Raw genomic sequence first — 19,215 nt, forward strand, 5'->3', positions numbered from 1 at the left:
GTCGAAATGGGGTCTGTTCTAGGTCTTCTATAGGCTTCTTTTCCTAAGAAGGTTCTACAACAGGGCTCATATCGACACTTCGACACCGCCCGGTGTGGTGTGCACCACACGAGCCCGGTTTGCCCTGGTCGCATGTCACCCCACCGCCACTGAACTAAGTAGAGACCACAACAGGCCCCGGGGGTGCTCATGCTGCGACGTGCGTGCATGACATGCCCCGGGGTGGCTGTCCCTGGTGCCGCCCACTGCGAACGCTGCGGGGGTGGGCACCGCCGTGCCGCTGGTGACCGCGTCCGGCAGGCAGTACGACGAGCGATCAACCGCACAGGTAGGGCACGGTGCCACGCCTGCGGCCATACGTTCCCCTCTCGGGCCGTGCAGGTTGACCACATCCGACCACTGCGTGACGGCGGACGCGACGAGCCCGGCAACGTGCAGGTGCTCTGCACCGCGTGCCACAGGGACAAGACCGAAGACGAGAACACGCGCCGGATCTTCAGGCCACAGAGCTAGGACAGGCAGGCCCAACCCACTTTCATCCTGCGATCCTTCACGCTCTTTTCCTGAAAATTTCCGATGCGCGCCCGACGGGGAAGGCGGGGCGAAAGTTCAGCGCCACGGCGCGACAAGAACACCCCGGCCCCTTTTTGGACACGCCCTGAGTGCATTTCCGTTTTTTCGACCAGCGCCAGGCCGGCCGCGAACACGCATTTTGCCTGTTCGCGGCCCGGTTCATGCTGCCTGAAACAGGGCGAAAAGCCCTCTTAAACGTGCCTAAACCCTGCGAAAAGCGGAATTAAGGCAGCCATTCCAGGCCCGCCACGGGTCGAGCGCGCTTATCGGGCTTTCGAGCCCTTTTCGCTGGCTCCCCGTGGCGGGCTTCCCCGCGTCGACCGAACGGAGGTGATCGGCCGTGGCCGAGTACTACCGGGACGGCGCGCTCACGCTGCACCAGGGCGACGCCGCCGACGTGCTCCGCACGCTGGACGCCGGTTCGGTGAACGCGGTCGTGACGAGCCCGCCGTACTTCGGACTGCGCGACTACGGCGCGGCCGGGCAGCTCGGGCAGGAAGCCACGGTGACGGACTACGTCGATCGGATGGTGTCCGTGTTCGCCGAGGTGCGCCGGGTGCTCGCCGACGACGGGCTAGCGTGGCTGAACCTGGGCGACGGGTACACGTCGAAGTCCGGCCCGCGTCGGCCGGGCACGGTCGGTGTCCCCCCCCAAGAACCTCATCGGCGTGCCGTGGCGGGTGGCGTTCGCGCTTCAGGCTGACGGCTGGTGGCTGCGCAACGCGGTCATCTGGTCCAAGACCAACCCGATGCCCTACAGCGGCACCGACCGGCTTGCCAACACCTACGAAACGGTGTTCGTGCTCGCGAAGTCCGAGCGGTACCGCTTCGACCTGGACGCCGTGCGCGAGCCGTACACCGGTGACCGCTCCCCCTCGCGGCGGGCGCGCAAGCCGGGGCCGAAGAAAGCCAACTCCGTGACGTCGGTGTGGCCGCCGCCGGGCTACGAAGACCGGGGGCACAATCCCGGCGACGTCTGGCGCTTGCCGACGCAGCCGTTCAAGGGCGCGCACTTCGCGCCGATGCCGCTGCGCTTGGCGGCTCGCTGCGTGGCCGCGTCGTGTGGTGTGCACTCCACGTGCCCCGGTGCCGGCCGCGGGGACTGCGGTTGTGGTGCACACGCCACGGTGCTTGACCCGTTCTGCGGGTCCGGTACCTCGCTCGTGGCCGCCCTGTCCGCCGGGCACCGCGCCATCGGCGTCGACCTGAACCCCGAATACCTGTCCGTCGCGCTCGACCGATGCCGCGACCGGACCTGACCGCCGCCCCGTGGCGGGTTGAGCCCGGCCGCGCCCCCTCTCCGTGGCCTGGTGCTCCCCGCCCCGGGGCGGTTCCCACCCTCTTACCGGACTGACCCCGGGACGGACTTTCACGCCCGGTCCACGCAGCGGTCACCCGGCCGCCCCTGGATCGGAGGATTGTTGCGACCCGGCACCCTGTCGGCGACAGACCGCGCACTCGCCGGGGCGCTGGTCGTCATCCTGACGCTATCGAGCGTCCAGCCCGTCTCACCCCGGCCCCGTCCGGCCCTGGTGTGGCCGCAGCCCGCCGAACCGGCCCGCCCCGGCCCTGTGGCCCCGGTACCGCCGAGCGTGCCGCCTGCGGGCGCAGGCCCCGACCCCGGCCCGCCGTTCAAGGACCCCGCTCCCGCGTGTGGCCCGGCTCGGACGGACGCGCTTGACCGGTGGATAGCGCAGGCGTCGGCCGCGCTGGAGTACGCGGGGGAACCGCCGATCACCGACCGGGACGCGCTGCGGCTCATCATCGCGGCGGAGTCCTCCGGGGACCCCTGCGTGGTGAACACGTGGGACGCCAACGCCCGGCGCGGCACGCCGTCCATCGGGCTCGTGCAGACCATCCGGCCGACGTTCGACCGGTGGGCGCTGACCGGGTATGGCGACATACGCCACCCGGTAGACAACATCGTCGCCGGGGTCCGCTACGCCCGTGGCCGCTATGGCTCGGAGAGCAACGTCCCCGGAGTCGTCGGCAGGCGCACGGGCAGCCACTACAGCGGCTACTAGATCTCGGCGGCCCGGTGGTCGTTCGCGCCGATGACGTCCAAGCCGTCGGCCGTCGCGCTCACAAGGTAGCCACGCCCGGAATCGGTGGAGGCCAGGGTGATGAGTCCCCGGTTCAGCAAGGACGCGAACGCGGCGTCCCGCTCGCCGTCCATCTCTTCGTCGGAGACCCACCAGGTACCCGCCGAGCGGACCACGGACCCATCCCGTGCGGCCCGTAGTGCGGCAAGTTCAACGATGGTAACGGTTTCTCGTGCGGGCGGCTCGTACTCGGGCAGCGGTCTGATTCTCATGGTCGCCAGGATGGCAGCCCCGCGAACCGGCGGGGTGGAGTCTGTCCGGGTTCACCCGATCGTGCTTGCGGCGGGCTGGACGTTGGCGAGGGCGCGGAGCATCGCGCGCGCTGCGTTCAGCTCCGCTCGCCCATCGGCATCCCACGTGTTGTCCAGGGACAGGGTTTCGAAGTACTCGGCGTCCCACGTGAGCACGTCGAGTTCTTCCACTGTCAGGTCCGCGACGTGGCGTGAACCGTCCTTCCGCGCGGGAGTCTCGAAGATCCGGCGGTACGCGCTGAGCCGGTCCGGGTCGTAGTCCTTCGGGTCGTGCGTCGGGTCGTCGGTGCCGCCCTTGTGGTCGAGCGCGATTGCCGCGTCCGAACCTTCGATCCAGGTATGGAAGCGGGACGGAACGCGCAGGCGTGAAGTCATTGGCATGACACCATTCTACCACCGCGCACGCGGGCACAGTCGCGGATTCCCTTGTCAAATAAGGGAAGCACTGTCAAATATCGGTGCACCTGGAGTGCACACCACAGAGGGGTTTCGAGGCCGGCGGGGGCTGGCCTGGAGTGCACACCACAACCATGAGGGGAGGACCGGAGCATGTCCCACGCGAAGCCGCCGGAGGATCGCTCCGGCAACCCGCGTACTGCGGCCGGGAATTCCCCCGCGCCCGTGGTGCATTCCGGGCGCGCGCCGCGTGTTCCGGCGAAGCTGAGCGACATCGGGCGTGAAGTGTGGCGCGCGGTGTGGGCGGCCGGGGACGGCGCGTACCACCCGGCGACCGACCGGTTCGTCATCGAACGGTACTGCGAGCTGCACGACCGCCGCGCCGCATTGCTGCGCGAAGTGGACATCGACGGCCTGACGACGGAAGGCAGCACGGGACAGACCGTGGTGCATCCGGCGCTGCGCTACGTCGAGTCCACCGAAAAGGAAATGCGCGCCATAGAAACAACTCTCGGGCTCAACCTCGAAGCCCGCCTTCGTCTGGGCATCGCGGCCAACGCCGCGCGCCGGACGACCTTGGACGACATCTTGGGTGGCCCCGACGACGACTAGGAGGCGAAACCGTTGTCCCCCAAAACAGAGGGACGACGCGTACGCCGGTTCGTCCAGCACCTCACCTTGGGCGGCTCGTATCTCGGGCAGCCCTTCCGCTTGCTCGCCTGGCAGCGCGACGTCATTGACGAAATCTATGCGCTCACCCCGGACGGCCGACGCCGCTACCGCACCGCCGTTCTCGGCGTGGCACGCAAGAACGGCAAGACACAGCTTGCCGCAGCGCTCGCGCTGTACCACCTGTGCGCCGACAACCGCGATGCCGCACCGGAAGTCATCTGCGCGGCTAACACCCGCGACCAGGCCCGGCTCCTGTTCGCCGAGGCGTCGCGCATGGTCCGCATGTCTCCGCTGCTGTCCGATATCTGCACGGTCCAGCGGGACCAGATCATCTGTCACGCCACGGGCGGCCGGTTCAAGGCCGTGTCGGCGGACGCCGGGCTTCAGCAAGGCTTGAACCCGTCCATGATCGTGATGGACGAGTACGCGCAGGCCAAGAATTCCGACCTGTTCGACGCGCTCACCCTTGGCTCTGCGCAACGAAACGAGCCGCTGTTCCTGGTGATCTCGACGGCCGGGCCGTTGCCGGACGGGCCGTTCGCGGACATGGTCGAGCACGGCCGCCGCGTGACCTCCGGCGAAGAGGACGACCCGTCTTTCTGGTCCCGCTGGTACGGCGTCCAGCCCGGGGAAACGGTGGACCACCGCGACCCCGAAGTGTGGCAGCGCTGCAATCCGTCGTGGGAAATCATGAACCACGAGGACTTTGCCGCGAGCTGCAAGCGGACACCGGAAGCGAACTTCCGCATGTACCGGCTGAATCAGTTCGTCCGGGGCGGCTCGACGTGGCTTCCACACGGCGCATGGGATGCGCTCGCCCGACCGGACAAGCGCCTGTCCCCCGGGGACGAGATCGTGGCTTTCGTTGACGCAGCGTGGAAAGGCGACTCAACCGGCATTGTCGGGGTGCGCCTGGACGACCTGCACGCCGAAGTCCTCGGGCACTGGGAGGCCCCGCCGGGTGACCCGCACTGGCGAACCCCGCTCGCCGAGGTGAAACAGCGAATCCGCGATATCTGCGGGATCTACCGCGTCGCCGAGGTTCCGGGCGACCCGTACCGGTGGGAAGTCGCGATGCAAGAGCTAGCCGAAGAAGGCTTGCCCGTCGTGGAATTCCCGACCAACTCCCTTGCCCGCATGGTGCCCGCGACGCAAAGCGCCTACGAAGTGATCGTAGAAGGCCGGATGTCGCACTCCGGCGACCCGTCGCTAGCCCGGCACCTGGAAAACGCGGTCGTCCGGGAGGACAGCCGCGGACCGCGCCTTCAGAAGGAAACCGCTGGTAGCAAAAGAAAAATCGACTTGGCGGTGTGCCTCATCGGCGCGCTGCACCGTGCGCAGTTGTTCCGCGAGGACCGGCGCACGCATGACGGATTCCTGGTGGACGCGAAGCCCTGGGACGACTTCGACGATGACGACCTGTGGTGAAAGGGGGCCGCTGTGCTCAACGCTGATATGCGGCGGCGGATCACCGACGCCACCAAGAACGCCGGATCGTGGGTTGCCCAATTCTGGGGCACGAACCTGCCGGAGATCCTCGCCGTCGGCGGAGCGTCGGCCGTGACGGTCGGAGCAGGGATGACCTGCGGCCCCGCCGGATGGATCACCGGCGGTGTGCTGTCCATCGTCGGCGCGGTGTGCGCGGAGAAGTCAAAGGGGGTGTGAGCTAGTGGGCTTCCTGTCCTTTGTGGAGAAACGCTCCGCACCCGTTCCGGTCGAGAAGGCCACGACCACGGCCGAGCTGTGGGGCACCGACACCCCGGCCGACGAGCCGTTGACGCGGGAGACCGCGCTCAAGGTTTCCGCCGTGTTCGCCTGCGTGCGCCTGCTCACCGACGCCATCGCGACACTGCCCGTGGACGCCTACCGCCGGGTGTCCGGCCGCCGTCGCGCGTTCCCTGCCCTCCCGGACTGGCTGGTCAAGCCGAACCCGGACATCGGCCGGATTGCGTTCTTCGGCCAGATCATGACGAGCCTTCTCCTCGAAGGCAACGCCTACATCCTGGTGTCCCGCGTGGGCGGCCGGGTGGTGGCGCTCGACGTCATCCCCGCGTCCATGGTCGAGCCGCGCTACGTCGCGACCCGCTCCGGCCGAAAACGGTTGGTGTATCAGCTCTCCGTTGCCGGGGAAGAGGAACCGTCCGACGTCGTCGGAGCCCTGGACCCGAAGGATGTCATTCACCTGCAAGGGCTTCCGCTCGCCGGAGAGCTGCGCGGGGTCTCCCCAATGAAGGCCGCTTCGCTTACGATCGGGTCGGCGCTTTCAGCGCTGGAGTACGGGGCCGCGTTCTTCGCAGACGGCGCGCTTCCCGGCGCGGTCGTCAACGTGCCCGGCCCGATGACCCCCGAGGGCCTGAAGGCTGCCCGGCAGACGTGGCGCAACATCCACGGCGGCAGGGGAAACCGGCACGGGCTTGCGATCCTCACCGAGGGCGCGACGTTCCAGAAAGTCACGATCAGCCCGGACGAAGCGCAGTTTTTGCAGACAAGGCAGTTCCAGGTACCGGACGTGGCCCGGCTGTTCGGTGTGCCGCCGCATCTCATCGCGGACGCCACTAACTCGACGTCGTGGGGCTCCGGGCTTTCGGAGCAGAACACGAGCTTCGCCCAGTACTCCACGCGCCCGTGGGTCGAGCGGATCGAAGAGGCGCTAACCGCGTTGCTGGTCGCCGACACGGGCGATAAGCGCGCGTTCGTACGCCTGAACATCGACGCTATCCAGCGCGGTTCGCTCAAGGACCGGATGGACACCTACCGGGTCGGTCTGGCATCGGGTGTCTACACCCGCAACGAAGTCCGCGCGTGGGAAGACCTTCCGCCGGACTCCGACTACGGCGACTTCTTTCAGCTTCCGCTCAACCTCGCGTTGCTCACCCCGGACGGCCCAATGTCGTTGTCCGGCGGGAAAACCGAGAACGAACCGGCCGACGAGCCGGACGCCCCGCCCGATGCCGGCCTCGGGGACGAGCCCGCGCCCGACGACGCGGAAGACAACGGCGGCGAACCCGCCGAGAACACGAAGGAGACCCCGACCAGTTGACCACTGAGCGGCGCGATTACGCGCGCCCGGTCGAACTGCGTTCCGAGGGCGAGAACATCACCATTCGCGGCTACGCCTACGTTTTCGGCGCGCTGTCCCATGACCTTGGCGGGTTCCGGGAGCGCATCGAACGCGGCGCGGGCCGCGATTCCCTGGCACATAACGACTTGCTGGCCACGTTCAACCACAACGCGAACGCCCCGCTTGCCCGCACGGGCGCAGGGTTACGCGTCGGTGAGGACGACACCGGCGGCTGGTACGAAATCGACCTGCCGGACACCAGCACCGCCCGCGACGTCGCCGAGCTGATCCGGCGCGGTGTCGTAGCGGGCAGCTCGTTCACGTTCTCCCTTCCGGACGCACGTTCCGATCAGGAATGGACCGACACCCCGGACGGCGAAGTCATCCGCACCCTTCGCCGCATCGACGTCGTGGAGCTTGGCCCGGTCCTGAACCCGGCCTACCCCGACACCTCCGCCGCCCTGCGCGCGCTCGACGAAGCCCGCAGCGCCCAGGCAGCCCACGCCCGGCCGACCACGGCCGCGCCCATCGCAAAGGGGAGCACCACCACTTTGACCACCACCGAGCTTCAGGAGACCGCCGAGGAGCGCGCCCGCGCAGAGCACGCCCTGAACGCGGCCGACGCCGACGGCGCGACCGACACCAGCGCCCGCATTCTCGAAGTCCTGGACCGGCTCGACACCCGTTTCGCCGAGCTGTTCACCAGCGCCACCACCGCCGAGGCCCGCGCCGAGGCCGCGCAGCGCACCGAGGAGGCCCGCAGCCTCGCGGTGAACCTTCTCGCGCAGGGTGCGCCGCAGCCGCAGGCGACCGACACCCGCGACAAGGACAACGCGACCCTCCGGGGTCTGAACGTCGGCGACGGCGCGGAGTTCCGGGCCGTTATGGGCGTGGGCGTGGACGCGGCGAACAAGCAGGTCGGCAAGGCCGTCCCGGCGGACACGCTGTACACGCAGCTCATCGAGATCATCGCCGAGCGGTCGAACGTGATCGTCGGCGGTGCCCGGCCGCTGACCACCAGCACCGGCGAGAAGCTGACCTTCCCGCGCGTGACCCCGGTCCGGCCGACCGCGAAGCCGAAGGAAGCCGAGGCCCTGCCGGAGAACTACCCGTCCACCGACACCGTCAGCAACTCGCCGGAGAAGTACGGCTACGTGTCGCACCTGTCGGCCGAGCTGGTCCAGGACGACGCCGTGGACCTGGTCGGCTTCCTCGCCGCCGACGCCGGGCCGAACCTCGCCGACCAGATGGGCCGCGACTTCCTCGCCTCCCTGCTCGCCGGAATCGTGATCAAGGAGACCCCGGCGAAGCTCACCAAGGAAGCCGACGCGGCCGACTTCGTGATCGACCTGTTCTACGACCTGCCGACCGCTGCGGCCAACCGCGCGAGCTGGCTCATGGGCCGCAAGGCCATCAGCCGCCTGCGCAAGCTCAAGGACAACCAGGGTCAGTACCTGCTCAAGAGCGTGTCCGACGGCTCCGCGCTGACCCTCATGGGCCGCCCGGTCCTGCGGGACGCCGGGTTCGACGACGACGCCACCAAGGTCGTGCTGTCGGACCTGTCCGGCTTCATCACCCGGTTCGCCGGGCCGCTGCGGGTCGCCCGCTCGACCGAAGCCAAGTTCGTCGAAGACCTGGTCTCGTTCAAGTTCGTGCAGCGCGCGGCGGGGACCCTGGTCGACGCGACCGGTACCGCCCTGCTGACCCTGCCCGCCCCGGGTACGGGTGCCTGATCCGTCCCACCTGCGCCGACGCCCCGGCCGGCCTGGAGTGCACACCACAACGTGCGCACTCGAGCCGGCCGCGGGCGCGCGTGGCGTGCACACCACAACGAAGGGGGTGCCCGCGTGGTCGCTCTCGACCAGTACGCGACCCTGCCGGAGCTGCGGCGGCTGGACGGGCTCGCCGACGCCGAGCTGATTACCGATACCGACCTCTCAGAGGCCCTGTCCTACGCCGTGGAGACCGTCGAGGGGTACACGGGCCAGGAGTGGCCTGAACGCCCGCCTACGGCGATTCGGTGGGCCGTGCGGACCATCGCGCGGCAGTGGGCCGTGGACCTGCATTCCCGGATGCCAGACCGGGCGCTGTCGATCAACTCCGAGTTCGGACAGGTCTCCCTTGCCCAGGCCGGGGGCGACTGGCGGCCGACGAGCCTGCCGGAGGTGAACGCGGTCCTCAACCGCTACCGCTCCCGGCCCCCGTGGGGCTGAGGCCCGTGTACGTCATCCTCGCCGCCAAGCTCGCCCTGCACGACGCGCTCACGCGCCGGTTCGCCGGGACTGGGGTCCAGGTCGCCTACGCCGAACCCGCCGACGCACGTAGCCGCTCCGTGTGGTTCACCGACACCGTCGAACCGGAGATCGAACCGGCCGCGCTCGCCGCAGGCCGCCGCAAGCCGTCCAACATCACCGCCGAACTGACCGTGCGCGCGTGGGCCACCGTGCCCGGCGACCCGGTCCGGGCGGAGACCGCCGTCTACGAGCTGCGCGCCGCCATCGAAGCGGCCGTGCTCGACGACTTCGACCCGCGCAGCGTGTCCGGGCTCATGGACGCCCGCCCCATCCGCGTCGCCGTGACCAATGGCGACGGCGGCAACGGCTCAACCGCCGTGGCGGACGTGACGCTGTCCCTGCGGGCGCGCATGTACACCTAGGAGGACGCCCGAGTGGCGCTAGACGCATCAATCGCCCTGGGCGCAGAGACCGCCTACGGCACCGCCGCATCCACAGTGGACGGCTACGAAGGCAAGGGCGACTCGTGGAAGACCACCCGCGAGTTCATGGAATCCGTCGGCTTCCGCACCGGTCTTCAGACCGCCCGCGCCGACCGCCGCCGCATCGTCGACATGGGCGGCGAAGGCGAGATCGAGTGCGACGTACTCGACGCCGGGGCCGCAACCCTGTTCGCTTCCGCCTTCGACCGCCACGACACCAAGGCCGCAGGCAAGACCACCGTGCACACGTTCACCTCCGCGAGCACCGGAAGCGGCGCGAGCTTCACCGCCGAAATGGTGCGCCCGAAGTCGTCCGGCGGACTCGTCGCGTTCCGACACCTCGGGTGCGTGGCGACCACGGTCGAGTTCACACAGGAAGTCGGCTCGCCGCTGTCGGTGAAGACCGGCTTCGACTTCCAGACCGTCACGCACGGCGCGGCCCCGCTAAAACCGGTCTACCCGGCCGCAGCGTTCCCGTACGACTGGACAACCGGCGTGGTTGAGCTCAAGGCCCCCGGCGCGTTCGGGTACACCGCGCTCGACGTCACCAAGTGGTCGGTCTCGGCTGAGTCTGGTCTGAAGACCGATCGCCGGTTCGTCCGCGCGAACCCGCTCAAGAAGGTGCCTGTCCGGGCGGCCGTGCCGACCTACGAAGGCTCGTTCGAAGCCGAGCTCGACGACGCGACCCTTGCCCTGTACGAAGCGTTCATCGCGGGCGCGGTCCTCTCGGCGCGGATCACGTACACGGGCGCGACGAAGGCGGCCGACGGAAAGCTGTCCGGGTTCGTGATCGAGGCTCCGGCGATTCAGTTCACCGGCGATTCTCCGGAAGCGTCCATCGACGAAATCACCACCGTGGAGCTTCCGTTCCGGATTCTCGACCCGGGCACCGCCGACGCGCTGAAGCTCGTCTACACCGAACCGACCCCGGCGGCCCCGGCCCCTCCGGCGGGCAGCTGAGCCCGGCCCGGCCCCTGGTGTGCACACCACAACCGGGCACCCCGGCGCCGGCCTCGGGCCGGTTGGCGTGCACACCACACAAGGGGGTGACCTCTCATCGGCCGTGACTTCGAAGTCCGGGTAGACGGGCTCAAAGAGCTACGGGCAGCCATCCGCCGCGCCAAGGACGACGACCTGCGTAAGGAGCTGGCCCAGGCGCATAAGGACACCGCCGACGTGGTGGCCCAGCCCGCGAGCCGCGCGGCCCCGCACCGCTCCGGCCGACTCGCCCGCACCGTGAAGCCCTCGGCGAGCGTCAAGGGGGCCATCGTCCGCGCCGGACGGGGCAGCTCCGTGCCGTATGCCGGGCCGATCCACTTCGGGTGGCGCAAGCGGCACATCCGCCCGCAACCGTTCCTCTTCCGCACCGCCGGACAGAAGCAAGACGAGTACATCGCCGTGTTCCGCGACCGGATCACCCGGCTTATCCGGCGTGCCCTCGGTTCCTAAAAGGAGAATTGTTGTCCGAGTTCATTTCCATTGACATCGACGAGCTGACGATTGCCGAAATCGAGACCGTCGAAGACATCATCGACGCGTCCATCGAATCGGTAGCCAAGCCCGGCACGCGAAAGGGCAAGTTCCTGCGCGCGCTCGCGTTCGTGGTCAAACGCCGCGAGGACCCGGCGTTCACGATCGAACAGGCCGGAGAGCTGAAGATCCGCGTGGAGAGCCCGGCGAAGCCGGACCCTACCGAACCCGCCGCGCAGTAACGAAGGCGCGGCTCGTGGCCCACTTCGGGGTCACGTGGGCGGACCTACAGGCGTTGCGGCTCGACGAGTTCAACGCGCTGGTGTCCGCAATGGACAAGGACCTGAAGGCCCGCAACCGCCGGGGAGGCGGAGGCGACGAGCCGGGTACCCGCCGTACCCCGGTCATGACGTGAGGGGGTGTCCATGGCAAAGCCGATCAAGGTCACGATCCTCGGAGACGTCTCCGACCTGACCCGCAAGCTCGACGACGGCGACAAAGCCGTCTCCGGCTTCGGGGTCTCCCTGGGCAACGTCGCGTCCAAGGTCGCCGGAATGGCCGCGAAGTTCGCCGTAGTGTCCGGCGCGGTCGCCGGGATCGGTGACGCCATCGCGGACGCAATCTCGCAGGAGTCGTTGACGGACAAGCTGAACGCGCAGCTTGGCGCGACCGGCGCGCAGGCGAAAACCTACGGTGCCGCAGCGGGTGCGTTGTACGCCAGGGGATACGGCGAGTCCATGGCCGACATCACCGCCGCCATTCGCGGTGTCGTCCAGAACATCGACGGGCTCCGCGATGCATCACAGGCCGACCTTGAACGCATCGCGGCCAAAGCATCCAACGTCGCTACCGTCTTCGACGAAGACCTAGGCGGTGTAACACGTGCCGTCGGACAGATGCTCCGGACCGGACTGGCCGCCAACGCAGACGAAGCCTTCGACATCATCACCGCAGGCTTTCAACGAGGCGTTGACAAGTCCGGCGACTTCCTGGACACCCTGAACGAATACTCGACGTTCTTCCGCGAACTGGGTATCGACGGCAAGACCGCAACGGGCCTGCTCTCCCAAGGACTACAGGCCGGAGCGCGCGACGCCGACCAGGTCGCCGACGGACTCAAGGAACTAGTCCTCCGCACCAAAGACGGCAGTACCGCAACCGCAAACGGGTTCAAGGCAATTGGCTTGAGCGCTACGGACATGGCGGAGAAGTTCGCCGCAGGCGGCCCCGTCGCCGCCGGAGCGCTCGACCTCACGTTAGACCGTCTCCGCGCGATCCCCGACCCGGTTGCGCGGTCCGCCGCCGCAGTCAACCTGTTTGGCAGCAAAGCCGAAGACATGCAAGCAGCGCTGTACGCGCTCGACCCGTCCACCGCCGCCGCAGGACTCGGCGACGTCGCCGGAGCTGCTGACAAAGCGGGCAACGCGTTGCACGACAACGCACAAGCCAAGCTAGAGGCTTTCGGCCGCGCCTTGTCATCGGGCCTGGTGACTGTGCTTGGTACGTACGTGATCCCGCTCGTGGAGAAGGTCGCGGGCGTGCTGACGACCCTGTTCGGACCGGCGGTGTCGGCGGCGGCCGGCATTCTGGCCACGGTTGTCGTTCCGGCGCTTCAGTCGCTTGTGGACTGGATCGGTCGGAACAGTGATTGGCTGACCATCGTCGCGGGTGTGATCGGCGCGGTTTTCTTACCAGCGCTCATCGCGATGGGTGTTCAGGCCACGATCAGCGGCGCGCAGACCGTTGCCGCGTTCGTGGCGGGCAAGGTCGAGGCGATCGCTTCCCTTGCCACGCAATCGATCGCACTAGCGCAGCTCGCCACACTGTGGTTGTCGCTGGGCGCGCAGAGCTTGATTCAGGGCGCGAAGATCGCTGCTGCGTGGGCGTTGTCGAAGATCGAGGCTATCGCGTCACTCGCGATTCAGGCCGCCGCCTTCGCGGCCCTCGGTACCGCGTGGGTGCTCATGGGGCTTCAGGCGTTCGGCGGCGGTGCACAGGTCGCGGGTGCGTGGATTCTGTCCAAAGTGGAAGCGCTCGCCTCGCTCGCCGCGCAGATTCCCGCGTTCACGGCGTTGGTGGCCGGTTGGGTCGCCCTCGGCGTGGAGAGCCTGATCCGGGGCGCGCAGATGGCCGCCGCCTGGGTTCTGGCCATGGGTCCGATCGGCTGGATTATCGCCGCCGTCGTTGCCCTGGTCGCGCTGATCATCGCGAACTGGGACACCGTCAAGCAATGGACGATCGATGCTTGGAATGCGGTCGTCGGCGCGGTAACATCTGCCGGACAAAGTCTCGTGAATGGTGTGCGCAACGCTTTCAACTTCGTGATCGGCCTGGTGCGCGACGCGAAGAACACCGTGGTCGATACCTGGCGCGACGTCGTCGGGTTCTTCGAAGGAATTGGACGCGGCATCCGCGACGGAATCGCAAATGCGATTGACTTTGTCGTAGGCAAGGTGCGTGGCGCGATCAACTGGATTCGCGACCGTTTCAACGAAGTACAGGGTTTCCTTTCCAGCTTGAACCCGTTCCGGGCTATGGGTGGTCCGATTGCCGCGACCGGAGTTTACACGGTTGGCGAGCGCGGACCAGAACAAGTCCTTTTGCCGAAAGGTGCTCAAGTAATTCCCAGTCACTCCGCGGCCGGCCTCGGGGGCGGAAATGGCGCGACCGTGAATGTCTACGCGCAAACCAACGCCAATCCCTACGCCATCGGCCGGGAAGTCGCGTGGGCCATGCGCACAGGCGGGAGGTAGCCGAATGCAAATCGTTCCGGAGCTTTTCTCCGCAGCGCAGGCCGCCGCCGCCGACGTCGCCGACGAGTGGACGGCGGAGTATCGAGGGCTCGTCATCGGTGCCCCCGACTCTCCGCTGTCCCTCGCGGCCGTAGACGGGCTCTTGGACGTTCCGGGTATGCGCACCTCCGACCGGGCCACTCTGAGCCGCCACGGCGAAGTGAGCGGGTCGGACTACCTCGGCTCGCGCACGGTCACGCTGACCATCGAGGTGTACGGACGCGAGCGCGCCGAGCTGGCCGCCGCGTTGGACGCCGTGACCGCAGCGTTCGCCCCGGCCCAACCGGACGCCCCGTTGGTGTTCCGCTTCCCGGGTATCGCCGGGGGCGGAATCCGTTTTGTGGCCGCGCGCGTCCGAAAGCGCACGATTCCGGTCAACGTCGAATACGCGCACGGATTGGCTATGGTCACCGTGGAGCTGTATTGCAGTAGCCCGCTCATCGTGGACCCGGTCATCCGCAGTGTGTCCACCACGCTTCCCGTGCCGGACGCATCCGGCGGCGGAATCCGCGCGCCGTTCCGGTTCCCGATCAAATTCGGGGTCCCGTCGGAACGCGGAATAATCCGGGTCGTCAACGACGGGACGTTCACGACGTACCCGCGTTTCATCGTGCGCGGCCCCGTGGAGACGCCGCAAATCGTGAACCTCGCGACGGCCGAACGGCTCACATTCAACTATCTGCTGCTTGCGGGCGAATGGCTCGACGTCGACACCTACACGCACGAAGTGCTGTTGAACAGCACGGCTCCCCGCTTCACCACGGCGGGTACCGGTAATACGTGGCTCACCTGCCCGCCGGGCATGACCGAATTCGCTTTCCAAGGCTCCCGTCTCGACCCCGGACCAGCGGGCGACGGGGCGTCGTTGACGTGCGAATGGTCAAGCGCCTGGGTGTAACCGAATCGGAGTTCCGCACCATATGGCATTGATAAAGCAGATGGATTCACCTCCGGTTTTCAGTGACAACACGGAGTACTCTGCCGGGCTCGTCCGGCGCATTCTCAGTCGCCTGATCGGCAGTCAGGTCGGCATGTTCGGCGTGACCGACTTCGCCGTCTCGCTCGACGGCTCCACGGTCACCGTCTCACCCGGCCGCGTCGCGATCCCCTCGCCCGCAACGGAAACCGGCGTGTACTTCGTCGAGGCGACGGCGTCCACCGTGCTCACGCTCGACCCGGCCGACGCCACCCGCGACCGGATAGACCGCCTGGTCGCCTATGTCGTCTCGCCCGCCACGGCATCGGAGACAGGCCGTTGGTTCCTGGAAATCCGCAAGGGCGACCCGGCCGCGACCCCGCAAGCGCCGGTCATCCCGGCCGCCTACGTCGTTCAGGACTTCGTGATTCCCGCACAGTCCAAGGGAATCCAGCCGTCCGCGACGGAGCGCCGCTATTCCAGCGGACAGCAATACATCTCCGGACCGTCGCTCTACGGCTCGGAACGCCCACCGTTCAACCGGCCGGGGCAGGTCTGGACCGACAGTGTCAACCGGGAAGCCTGGATCTACAACGGCGCAACGTGGCAGCGCATCGGCCCCGGCGTGCAGATCGTGGGCAGCACGGCCGAGGTCACCGCGCCGTACGTGAATCAGATCGTTTTGCGGGCAACGGACCGGGTGCTGTTGCGCTGGAGCGGCACGGATTGGTTGCTGGTCGCCGACATGAGCGGCACCACGCCCGGCGGAGACTGGAGCATCACCGCGAACCAGTCGACGAGCGCAAGCCCGAAGGTGATCACGTTTCCGAACGTCATCACGTCACCGCAGGGGATTTCGCTCGATTCCAATGGCGTGTTCACGATCTCCCGGCCCGGCTGGTGGGACTTTACGCTGAACCTGCGGTATACGTTCGCGTCCACCGACAAGTACGCAATGATCGGCGCAAGCTCCTCGAATCTGTGGGCCAAGGACAGCACTTCAGGTTCCACTCTGAATGTCAACGCCAAGGCATCGAAAAAGCTTCCGGCGGGCGCGACATTCAGTTGTTACTCATATTCGCAGGACGCGGCCGGCATCACCCGGGAATCCACCAACGATCAGATTAGCGGGTTTACCGCCGTCTGGCGCGGCCCTTGACCAAGAGTGCAAATTACCGGGTCCTGTTCCAGGACGTTTTATCGGGCACTATTCACGGCGAGCTTCCGGCCGAGAAATTCAGCTACTCCAATACGCTGAACGCTCCCGGGTCAGCGAACATCACCATTCCACTTAACCCGCTCATCAAGCGGGTGAACCGGCAGACCATCGTTACCGGCGGTGCGACGGCTATCTACATCGAACGCAACGGCCGGATCAATTGGTCCGGGCTTGCGTGGGATGGGCAAGCCGATTTCGCCGCCGGAACGATGGAACTGCAATGCGAAGGATGGTTGAGCTACTACCGGCTTCGGCACTACCACGCGACCACCGCGTTTACTCAGGTCGACCAGGCCGATATTGCACGGGCATTGCTTCAGCACGCCGGGCAGTACGGCGACGGCTCCCGTTTGGGAATGGTCGAGTACGGCACTGAGAAAACCGGCGTCAAGCGGGATCGAACATACAAGAGTTCCGAACATAAGGGAATCGGCGAAGCGGTCGAACAGCTCGCCACCGTTATCGACGGGTTTGATTTCTCGTTCGATAGTGCGTGGCGCGGCGAAGATCTGATCACCACGTTCCGGGTGCACTATCCGGCCGTCGGCCGTGCGCGAGCTCTGACCTTGGAGCAGGGCCGGAACTGCGACATCGGCGGCGCCAGTATCGGCGGAAAGTCCGTGGTGACGCACGCTTTCGCGCTCGGTTCCGGCGACGGCGCAGACCAGGTGTGGGCGTCGGCCGGGCAGCCGTCGAAGATCTTCCCGCGCCTGGAAGCCGTCGAGTCGTTTTCCGACATCAAGGAATACGCCACGCTGAAGGCGAAGGCGGAAGAACGGCTTCGTATCGGCGCGGCCCCGATCGTTCTTCCGTCCATCGCCCTATATCCGGAAAGCTCGCCGGGCCTGGATGATTTTGACCTAGGCGACGCATTGACCGTGCGCGGCGGATACGGCCTTGTCCCGATCGATGGCATGTGGCGAATCACGGAGCTGGCCGTATCGGTCGACGAGTCTGGATCGGAACAGATCACGCTCACCGCAGCATCCCGCGACGTATTCGGGAGTGATGACAAGAATGCCTAATCCCACCTTGCCGCCGTCCCTGCAAGCCGAATTCCGGGGCCTGTCCGAACGCATTAGCGCACTAGAGCGCGGCGAACGGAGAGTCACCTACATGGATCGGCTCGCCACCGTGGACGGAATCGTGGCCCGCGAAATGCGGGTCAAGAACGGCGAACGAGCGATCTACACCGTGGGCTTGGTCAATCCGAAATATCCGGTGATGGTCGCGCGGTTCATGGTCCAGGTCTTCGGCCAAGCGTCGATGAAATTCCGGTTCACCGCGACGCTTGGGAACCTGACGACGAACACGCGGACGTTCACCATGAACGGTCTGACTAATCCGAACGGCTATAACGTCCAGGTTTTCGAAGTCGCGTGGCTTCACGGAATGCCGCTGGACGAATGGGAAGACACCGAGGTTGTCTCCGTTCTCCGCAAGTGCGTCGTCCGGTACAACGTCCAGGCCACCAAGGACCACGTGAATTACACGCGACCGGCCGACGTGTGGGACGACGCGACCGCGCACGGTTTCACCAATGAGCAAGCAAACGTTCTGCTGACTTGGATCACGCCGACCGAAAACACCACTCCCGTGTTGGCGTTCGAACCGGAGTACGTGTTCCTTTCTCCGCTCTCGACGTACCCGACGGCCACGGCGGAAGGGACGTTGCTGCAAGGCACGCCCGCCACCAGCGCCGCACTGCGGGCACGACGCGCCGCCGTCCAGGACGAGCCCGCGCCGACCGACGAGCCGCCCCCGACCGATCCGGCGCAGCCCGGCCGCGTGGTCCTGCCGGAGCCGGTTCCGCCGCTCCCGCCGCCCGTGTTCGACACCCCGGACCTTCCGGAGCCGTCTCCGGCGGAGCCCTCGCCGTTTCCGGACCAGCTCGGCGCGTGGCCGCTGGAGCCGCGCGGCTTCGGCTACTGACTGGCACGCCCGGCGCGGCGTGTGCACCACAACCGCACTCGAGCCGGCCGCGGGCACGCCCCTTGTGGTGTGCACACCACCCCGGCCCCGGCCGGCCTCGGGGCCCGACTTTTCCCTCTTTCCCTTCATCGCAGAGGAGTTCATATGGCTGTGTCTCAGAACGGCTGGCCCGTCGACCCGGCCCGCCGGTCCCGCACGGTGCCCGGAACGAACGTCCGCGTGGTCGTCGCCGACGGCCCGGCCGGAGACGTGCTCGTCTGGGTGCTCGCCCAGTTCGACCGCCGCGTGGAAGACCTGGACGCGGGCGCGGACGACTGGGGCTATGCGAACCGCCCGATCCGAGGCAGCACCACCACGAGCAACCACGCGAGCGCTACGGCCGTGGACGCCAACGCCACCCGGCACCCCCTCGGCGCGGTCGGCACGTTCACCGGCGCGCAGGTCGCCGAGATCCACCGCATTCTGTCCCAAGTGGACGGCGTGGTCCGCTGGGGCGGGGACTACACCGGCCGTCGCGACGAAATGCACTTCGAGATTTACGCGCCGTACGCGCGAGTGGCTGCGGTTGCGGCCCGGCTGAACGGCGGCACCCCCGCCCCTCCTGCCCCCGGCTCCGGCGGACACGCCACCGTCAAGCGCGGTTCCACCGGGGCCGACGTCGCCCTTGTTCAGCGATACCTTGGTCTCAAGGCGGACGGCATTTTCGGAGCTGACACCGAAGGGGCCGTCAAGCGCTACCAGTCCGCCCAGCACCTCACCGCAGACGGGATCGTCGGCCCCGCCACCTGGGCGCGGATCACTGCCGGTCTTGGCGGTCCTGGTGCTGGCACTGGCGGGGGCGGTTCTACGCCTGCGCCGACGGGGACCACGCTCAAGCGCGGTGCACAGGGTCCGGCGGTCACCGCGCTTCAGCGGCGGCTCAACGCCTGGTACCCGGCGTACTCGCATCTCACGGCGGACGGCGTCTACGGGGCCGGTACGGAAAGCGTGGTGCGTGAGTTCCAGCGCCGGGCCGGGCTCGTCGCCGACGGCATCGCGGGTCCGCGCACGCTCGCGGCTCTGAAGCTCTGAGACGCCCCGAGGCGGGCCGGGAAAGTCACCGGTCCGCCCATGTC

23 protein-coding genes are annotated in these 19,215 nt (G+C 67.5%); 21 read left to right on the forward strand and 2 right to left on the reverse strand.

Features of this window, described 5'->3' with window-relative positions:
* Positions 1-207 precede the first annotated feature (207 nt).
* From ACLJPY_RS22040 to ACLJPY_RS22055, 4 genes are all read left to right on the forward strand, one after another.
* Positions 208-513 carry an HNH endonuclease gene (locus ACLJPY_RS22040; RefSeq protein ID WP_410591261.1) on the forward strand — a complete coding sequence of 102 codons (306 nt, stop codon included), beginning with the start codon at positions 208-210 and terminating at the stop codon, positions 511-513.
* A gap of 400 nt (positions 514-913) precedes the next feature.
* Positions 914-1,276: a DNA methyltransferase gene (locus tag ACLJPY_RS22045; RefSeq protein ID WP_410591063.1), complete on the forward strand. Its 363-nt coding sequence runs from the start codon at positions 914-916 to the stop codon at positions 1,274-1,276.
* The gene (locus ACLJPY_RS22050; RefSeq protein WP_410591064.1) at positions 1,215-1,832 is read left to right on the forward strand and encodes a DNA-methyltransferase; all 618 of its coding nucleotides are present in this window, start codon (positions 1,215-1,217) and stop codon (positions 1,830-1,832) included. Before ACLJPY_RS22045 ends, ACLJPY_RS22050 begins: the two co-directional genes overlap by 62 nt.
* A gap of 162 nt (positions 1,833-1,994) precedes the next feature.
* Complete coding sequence (locus tag ACLJPY_RS22055) at positions 1,995-2,597, forward strand: transglycosylase SLT domain-containing protein (protein ID WP_410591066.1); 603 nt, start codon at positions 1,995-1,997, stop codon at positions 2,595-2,597.
* On the opposite strand, the gene ACLJPY_RS22060 is transcribed toward ACLJPY_RS22055, so the two are convergent.
* Positions 2,594-2,887 (reverse strand): hypothetical protein, encoded by a 294-nt coding sequence (locus ACLJPY_RS22060; RefSeq protein ID WP_410591067.1) that lies wholly within the window; start codon positions 2,885-2,887, stop codon positions 2,594-2,596. The genes ACLJPY_RS22055 and ACLJPY_RS22060 overlap by 4 nt on opposite strands.
* A 51-nt stretch (positions 2,888-2,938) precedes the next feature.
* Entirely contained in the window at positions 2,939-3,307 is a 369-nt protein-coding gene (locus ACLJPY_RS22065; RefSeq protein ID WP_410591068.1) for a hypothetical protein, read from the reverse strand.
* A 168-nt stretch (positions 3,308-3,475) separates the two neighbouring features.
* On the opposite strand from ACLJPY_RS22065, the gene ACLJPY_RS22070 reads away from it, so the two are divergent.
* The 17 genes from ACLJPY_RS22070 (at position 3,476) to ACLJPY_RS22150 (ending at position 19,171) form a co-directional block, all read left to right on the forward strand.
* The gene (locus ACLJPY_RS22070; protein ID WP_410591069.1) at positions 3,476-3,934 is read left to right on the forward strand and encodes a phage terminase small subunit P27 family; all 459 of its coding nucleotides are present in this window, start codon (positions 3,476-3,478) and stop codon (positions 3,932-3,934) included.
* A 99-nt stretch (positions 3,935-4,033) separates the two neighbouring features.
* A complete protein-coding gene (locus tag ACLJPY_RS22075) occupies positions 4,034-5,422 on the forward strand; it encodes a terminase large subunit domain-containing protein (RefSeq protein WP_410591071.1) in 1,389 nt (462 codons plus the stop codon).
* A 12-nt stretch (positions 5,423-5,434) separates the two neighbouring features.
* On the forward strand, positions 5,435-5,659 hold the full coding sequence (locus ACLJPY_RS22080; protein ID WP_410591073.1) for a hypothetical protein: 225 nt from the start codon (positions 5,435-5,437) through the stop codon (positions 5,657-5,659).
* 4 nt (positions 5,660-5,663) lie between these two features.
* A complete protein-coding gene (locus tag ACLJPY_RS22085) occupies positions 5,664-7,034 on the forward strand; it encodes a phage portal protein (RefSeq protein ID WP_410591075.1) in 1,371 nt (456 codons plus the stop codon).
* The gene (locus ACLJPY_RS22090) at positions 7,031-8,788 is read left to right on the forward strand and encodes a phage major capsid protein (RefSeq protein WP_410591076.1); all 1,758 of its coding nucleotides are present in this window, start codon (positions 7,031-7,033) and stop codon (positions 8,786-8,788) included. The genes ACLJPY_RS22085 and ACLJPY_RS22090 overlap by 4 nt, the downstream gene beginning before the upstream one ends.
* Positions 8,789-8,902: 114 nt before the next feature.
* Positions 8,903-9,268 (forward strand): hypothetical protein, encoded by a 366-nt coding sequence (locus ACLJPY_RS22095; protein ID WP_410591078.1) that lies wholly within the window; start codon positions 8,903-8,905, stop codon positions 9,266-9,268.
* Between the two features lie 5 nt (positions 9,269-9,273).
* The gene (locus tag ACLJPY_RS22100; RefSeq protein WP_410591080.1) at positions 9,274-9,711 is read left to right on the forward strand and encodes a hypothetical protein; all 438 of its coding nucleotides are present in this window, start codon (positions 9,274-9,276) and stop codon (positions 9,709-9,711) included.
* A gap of 12 nt (positions 9,712-9,723) precedes the next feature.
* Positions 9,724-10,731 (forward strand): phage tail tube protein, encoded by a 1,008-nt coding sequence (locus ACLJPY_RS22105; RefSeq protein ID WP_410591082.1) that lies wholly within the window; start codon positions 9,724-9,726, stop codon positions 10,729-10,731.
* A gap of 216 nt (positions 10,732-10,947) precedes the next feature.
* Positions 10,948-11,220 (forward strand): hypothetical protein, encoded by a 273-nt coding sequence (locus ACLJPY_RS22110; protein ID WP_410591083.1) that lies wholly within the window; start codon positions 10,948-10,950, stop codon positions 11,218-11,220.
* Between the two features lie 11 nt (positions 11,221-11,231).
* Entirely contained in the window at positions 11,232-11,483 is a 252-nt protein-coding gene (locus ACLJPY_RS22115; protein ID WP_410591085.1) for a hypothetical protein, read from the forward strand.
* A 14-nt stretch (positions 11,484-11,497) separates the two neighbouring features.
* Complete coding sequence (locus tag ACLJPY_RS22120; protein WP_410591087.1) at positions 11,498-11,656, forward strand: hypothetical protein; 159 nt, start codon at positions 11,498-11,500, stop codon at positions 11,654-11,656.
* A gap of 10 nt (positions 11,657-11,666) precedes the next feature.
* Positions 11,667-13,994, forward strand: coding sequence for a phage tail tape measure protein (locus ACLJPY_RS22125; protein ID WP_410591089.1), 2,328 nt, complete (start codon positions 11,667-11,669; stop codon positions 13,992-13,994).
* 4 nt (positions 13,995-13,998) lie between these two features.
* The gene (locus ACLJPY_RS22130) at positions 13,999-14,931 is read left to right on the forward strand and encodes a hypothetical protein (RefSeq protein WP_410591090.1); all 933 of its coding nucleotides are present in this window, start codon (positions 13,999-14,001) and stop codon (positions 14,929-14,931) included.
* Positions 14,932-14,959: 28 nt separating this feature from the next.
* Positions 14,960-16,108: a hypothetical protein gene (locus ACLJPY_RS22135; protein ID WP_410591092.1), complete on the forward strand. Its 1,149-nt coding sequence runs from the start codon at positions 14,960-14,962 to the stop codon at positions 16,106-16,108.
* Complete coding sequence (locus tag ACLJPY_RS22140; RefSeq protein WP_410591094.1) at positions 16,105-17,193, forward strand: hypothetical protein; 1,089 nt, start codon at positions 16,105-16,107, stop codon at positions 17,191-17,193. Before ACLJPY_RS22135 ends, ACLJPY_RS22140 begins: the two co-directional genes overlap by 4 nt.
* A gap of 91 nt (positions 17,194-17,284) precedes the next feature.
* The gene (locus tag ACLJPY_RS22145) at positions 17,285-18,100 is read left to right on the forward strand and encodes a hypothetical protein (RefSeq protein ID WP_410591095.1); all 816 of its coding nucleotides are present in this window, start codon (positions 17,285-17,287) and stop codon (positions 18,098-18,100) included.
* Positions 18,101-18,319: 219 nt separating this feature from the next.
* On the forward strand, positions 18,320-19,171 hold the full coding sequence (locus ACLJPY_RS22150; protein WP_410591097.1) for a peptidoglycan-binding protein: 852 nt from the start codon (positions 18,320-18,322) through the stop codon (positions 19,169-19,171).
* The last annotated feature ends 44 nt before the right edge of the window (positions 19,172-19,215 follow it).

Origin of the sequence: Amycolatopsis sp. lyj-23, from assembly GCF_046549135.1 — a bacterium.
GTDB lineage: Bacteria > Actinomycetota > Actinomycetes > Mycobacteriales > Pseudonocardiaceae > Amycolatopsis.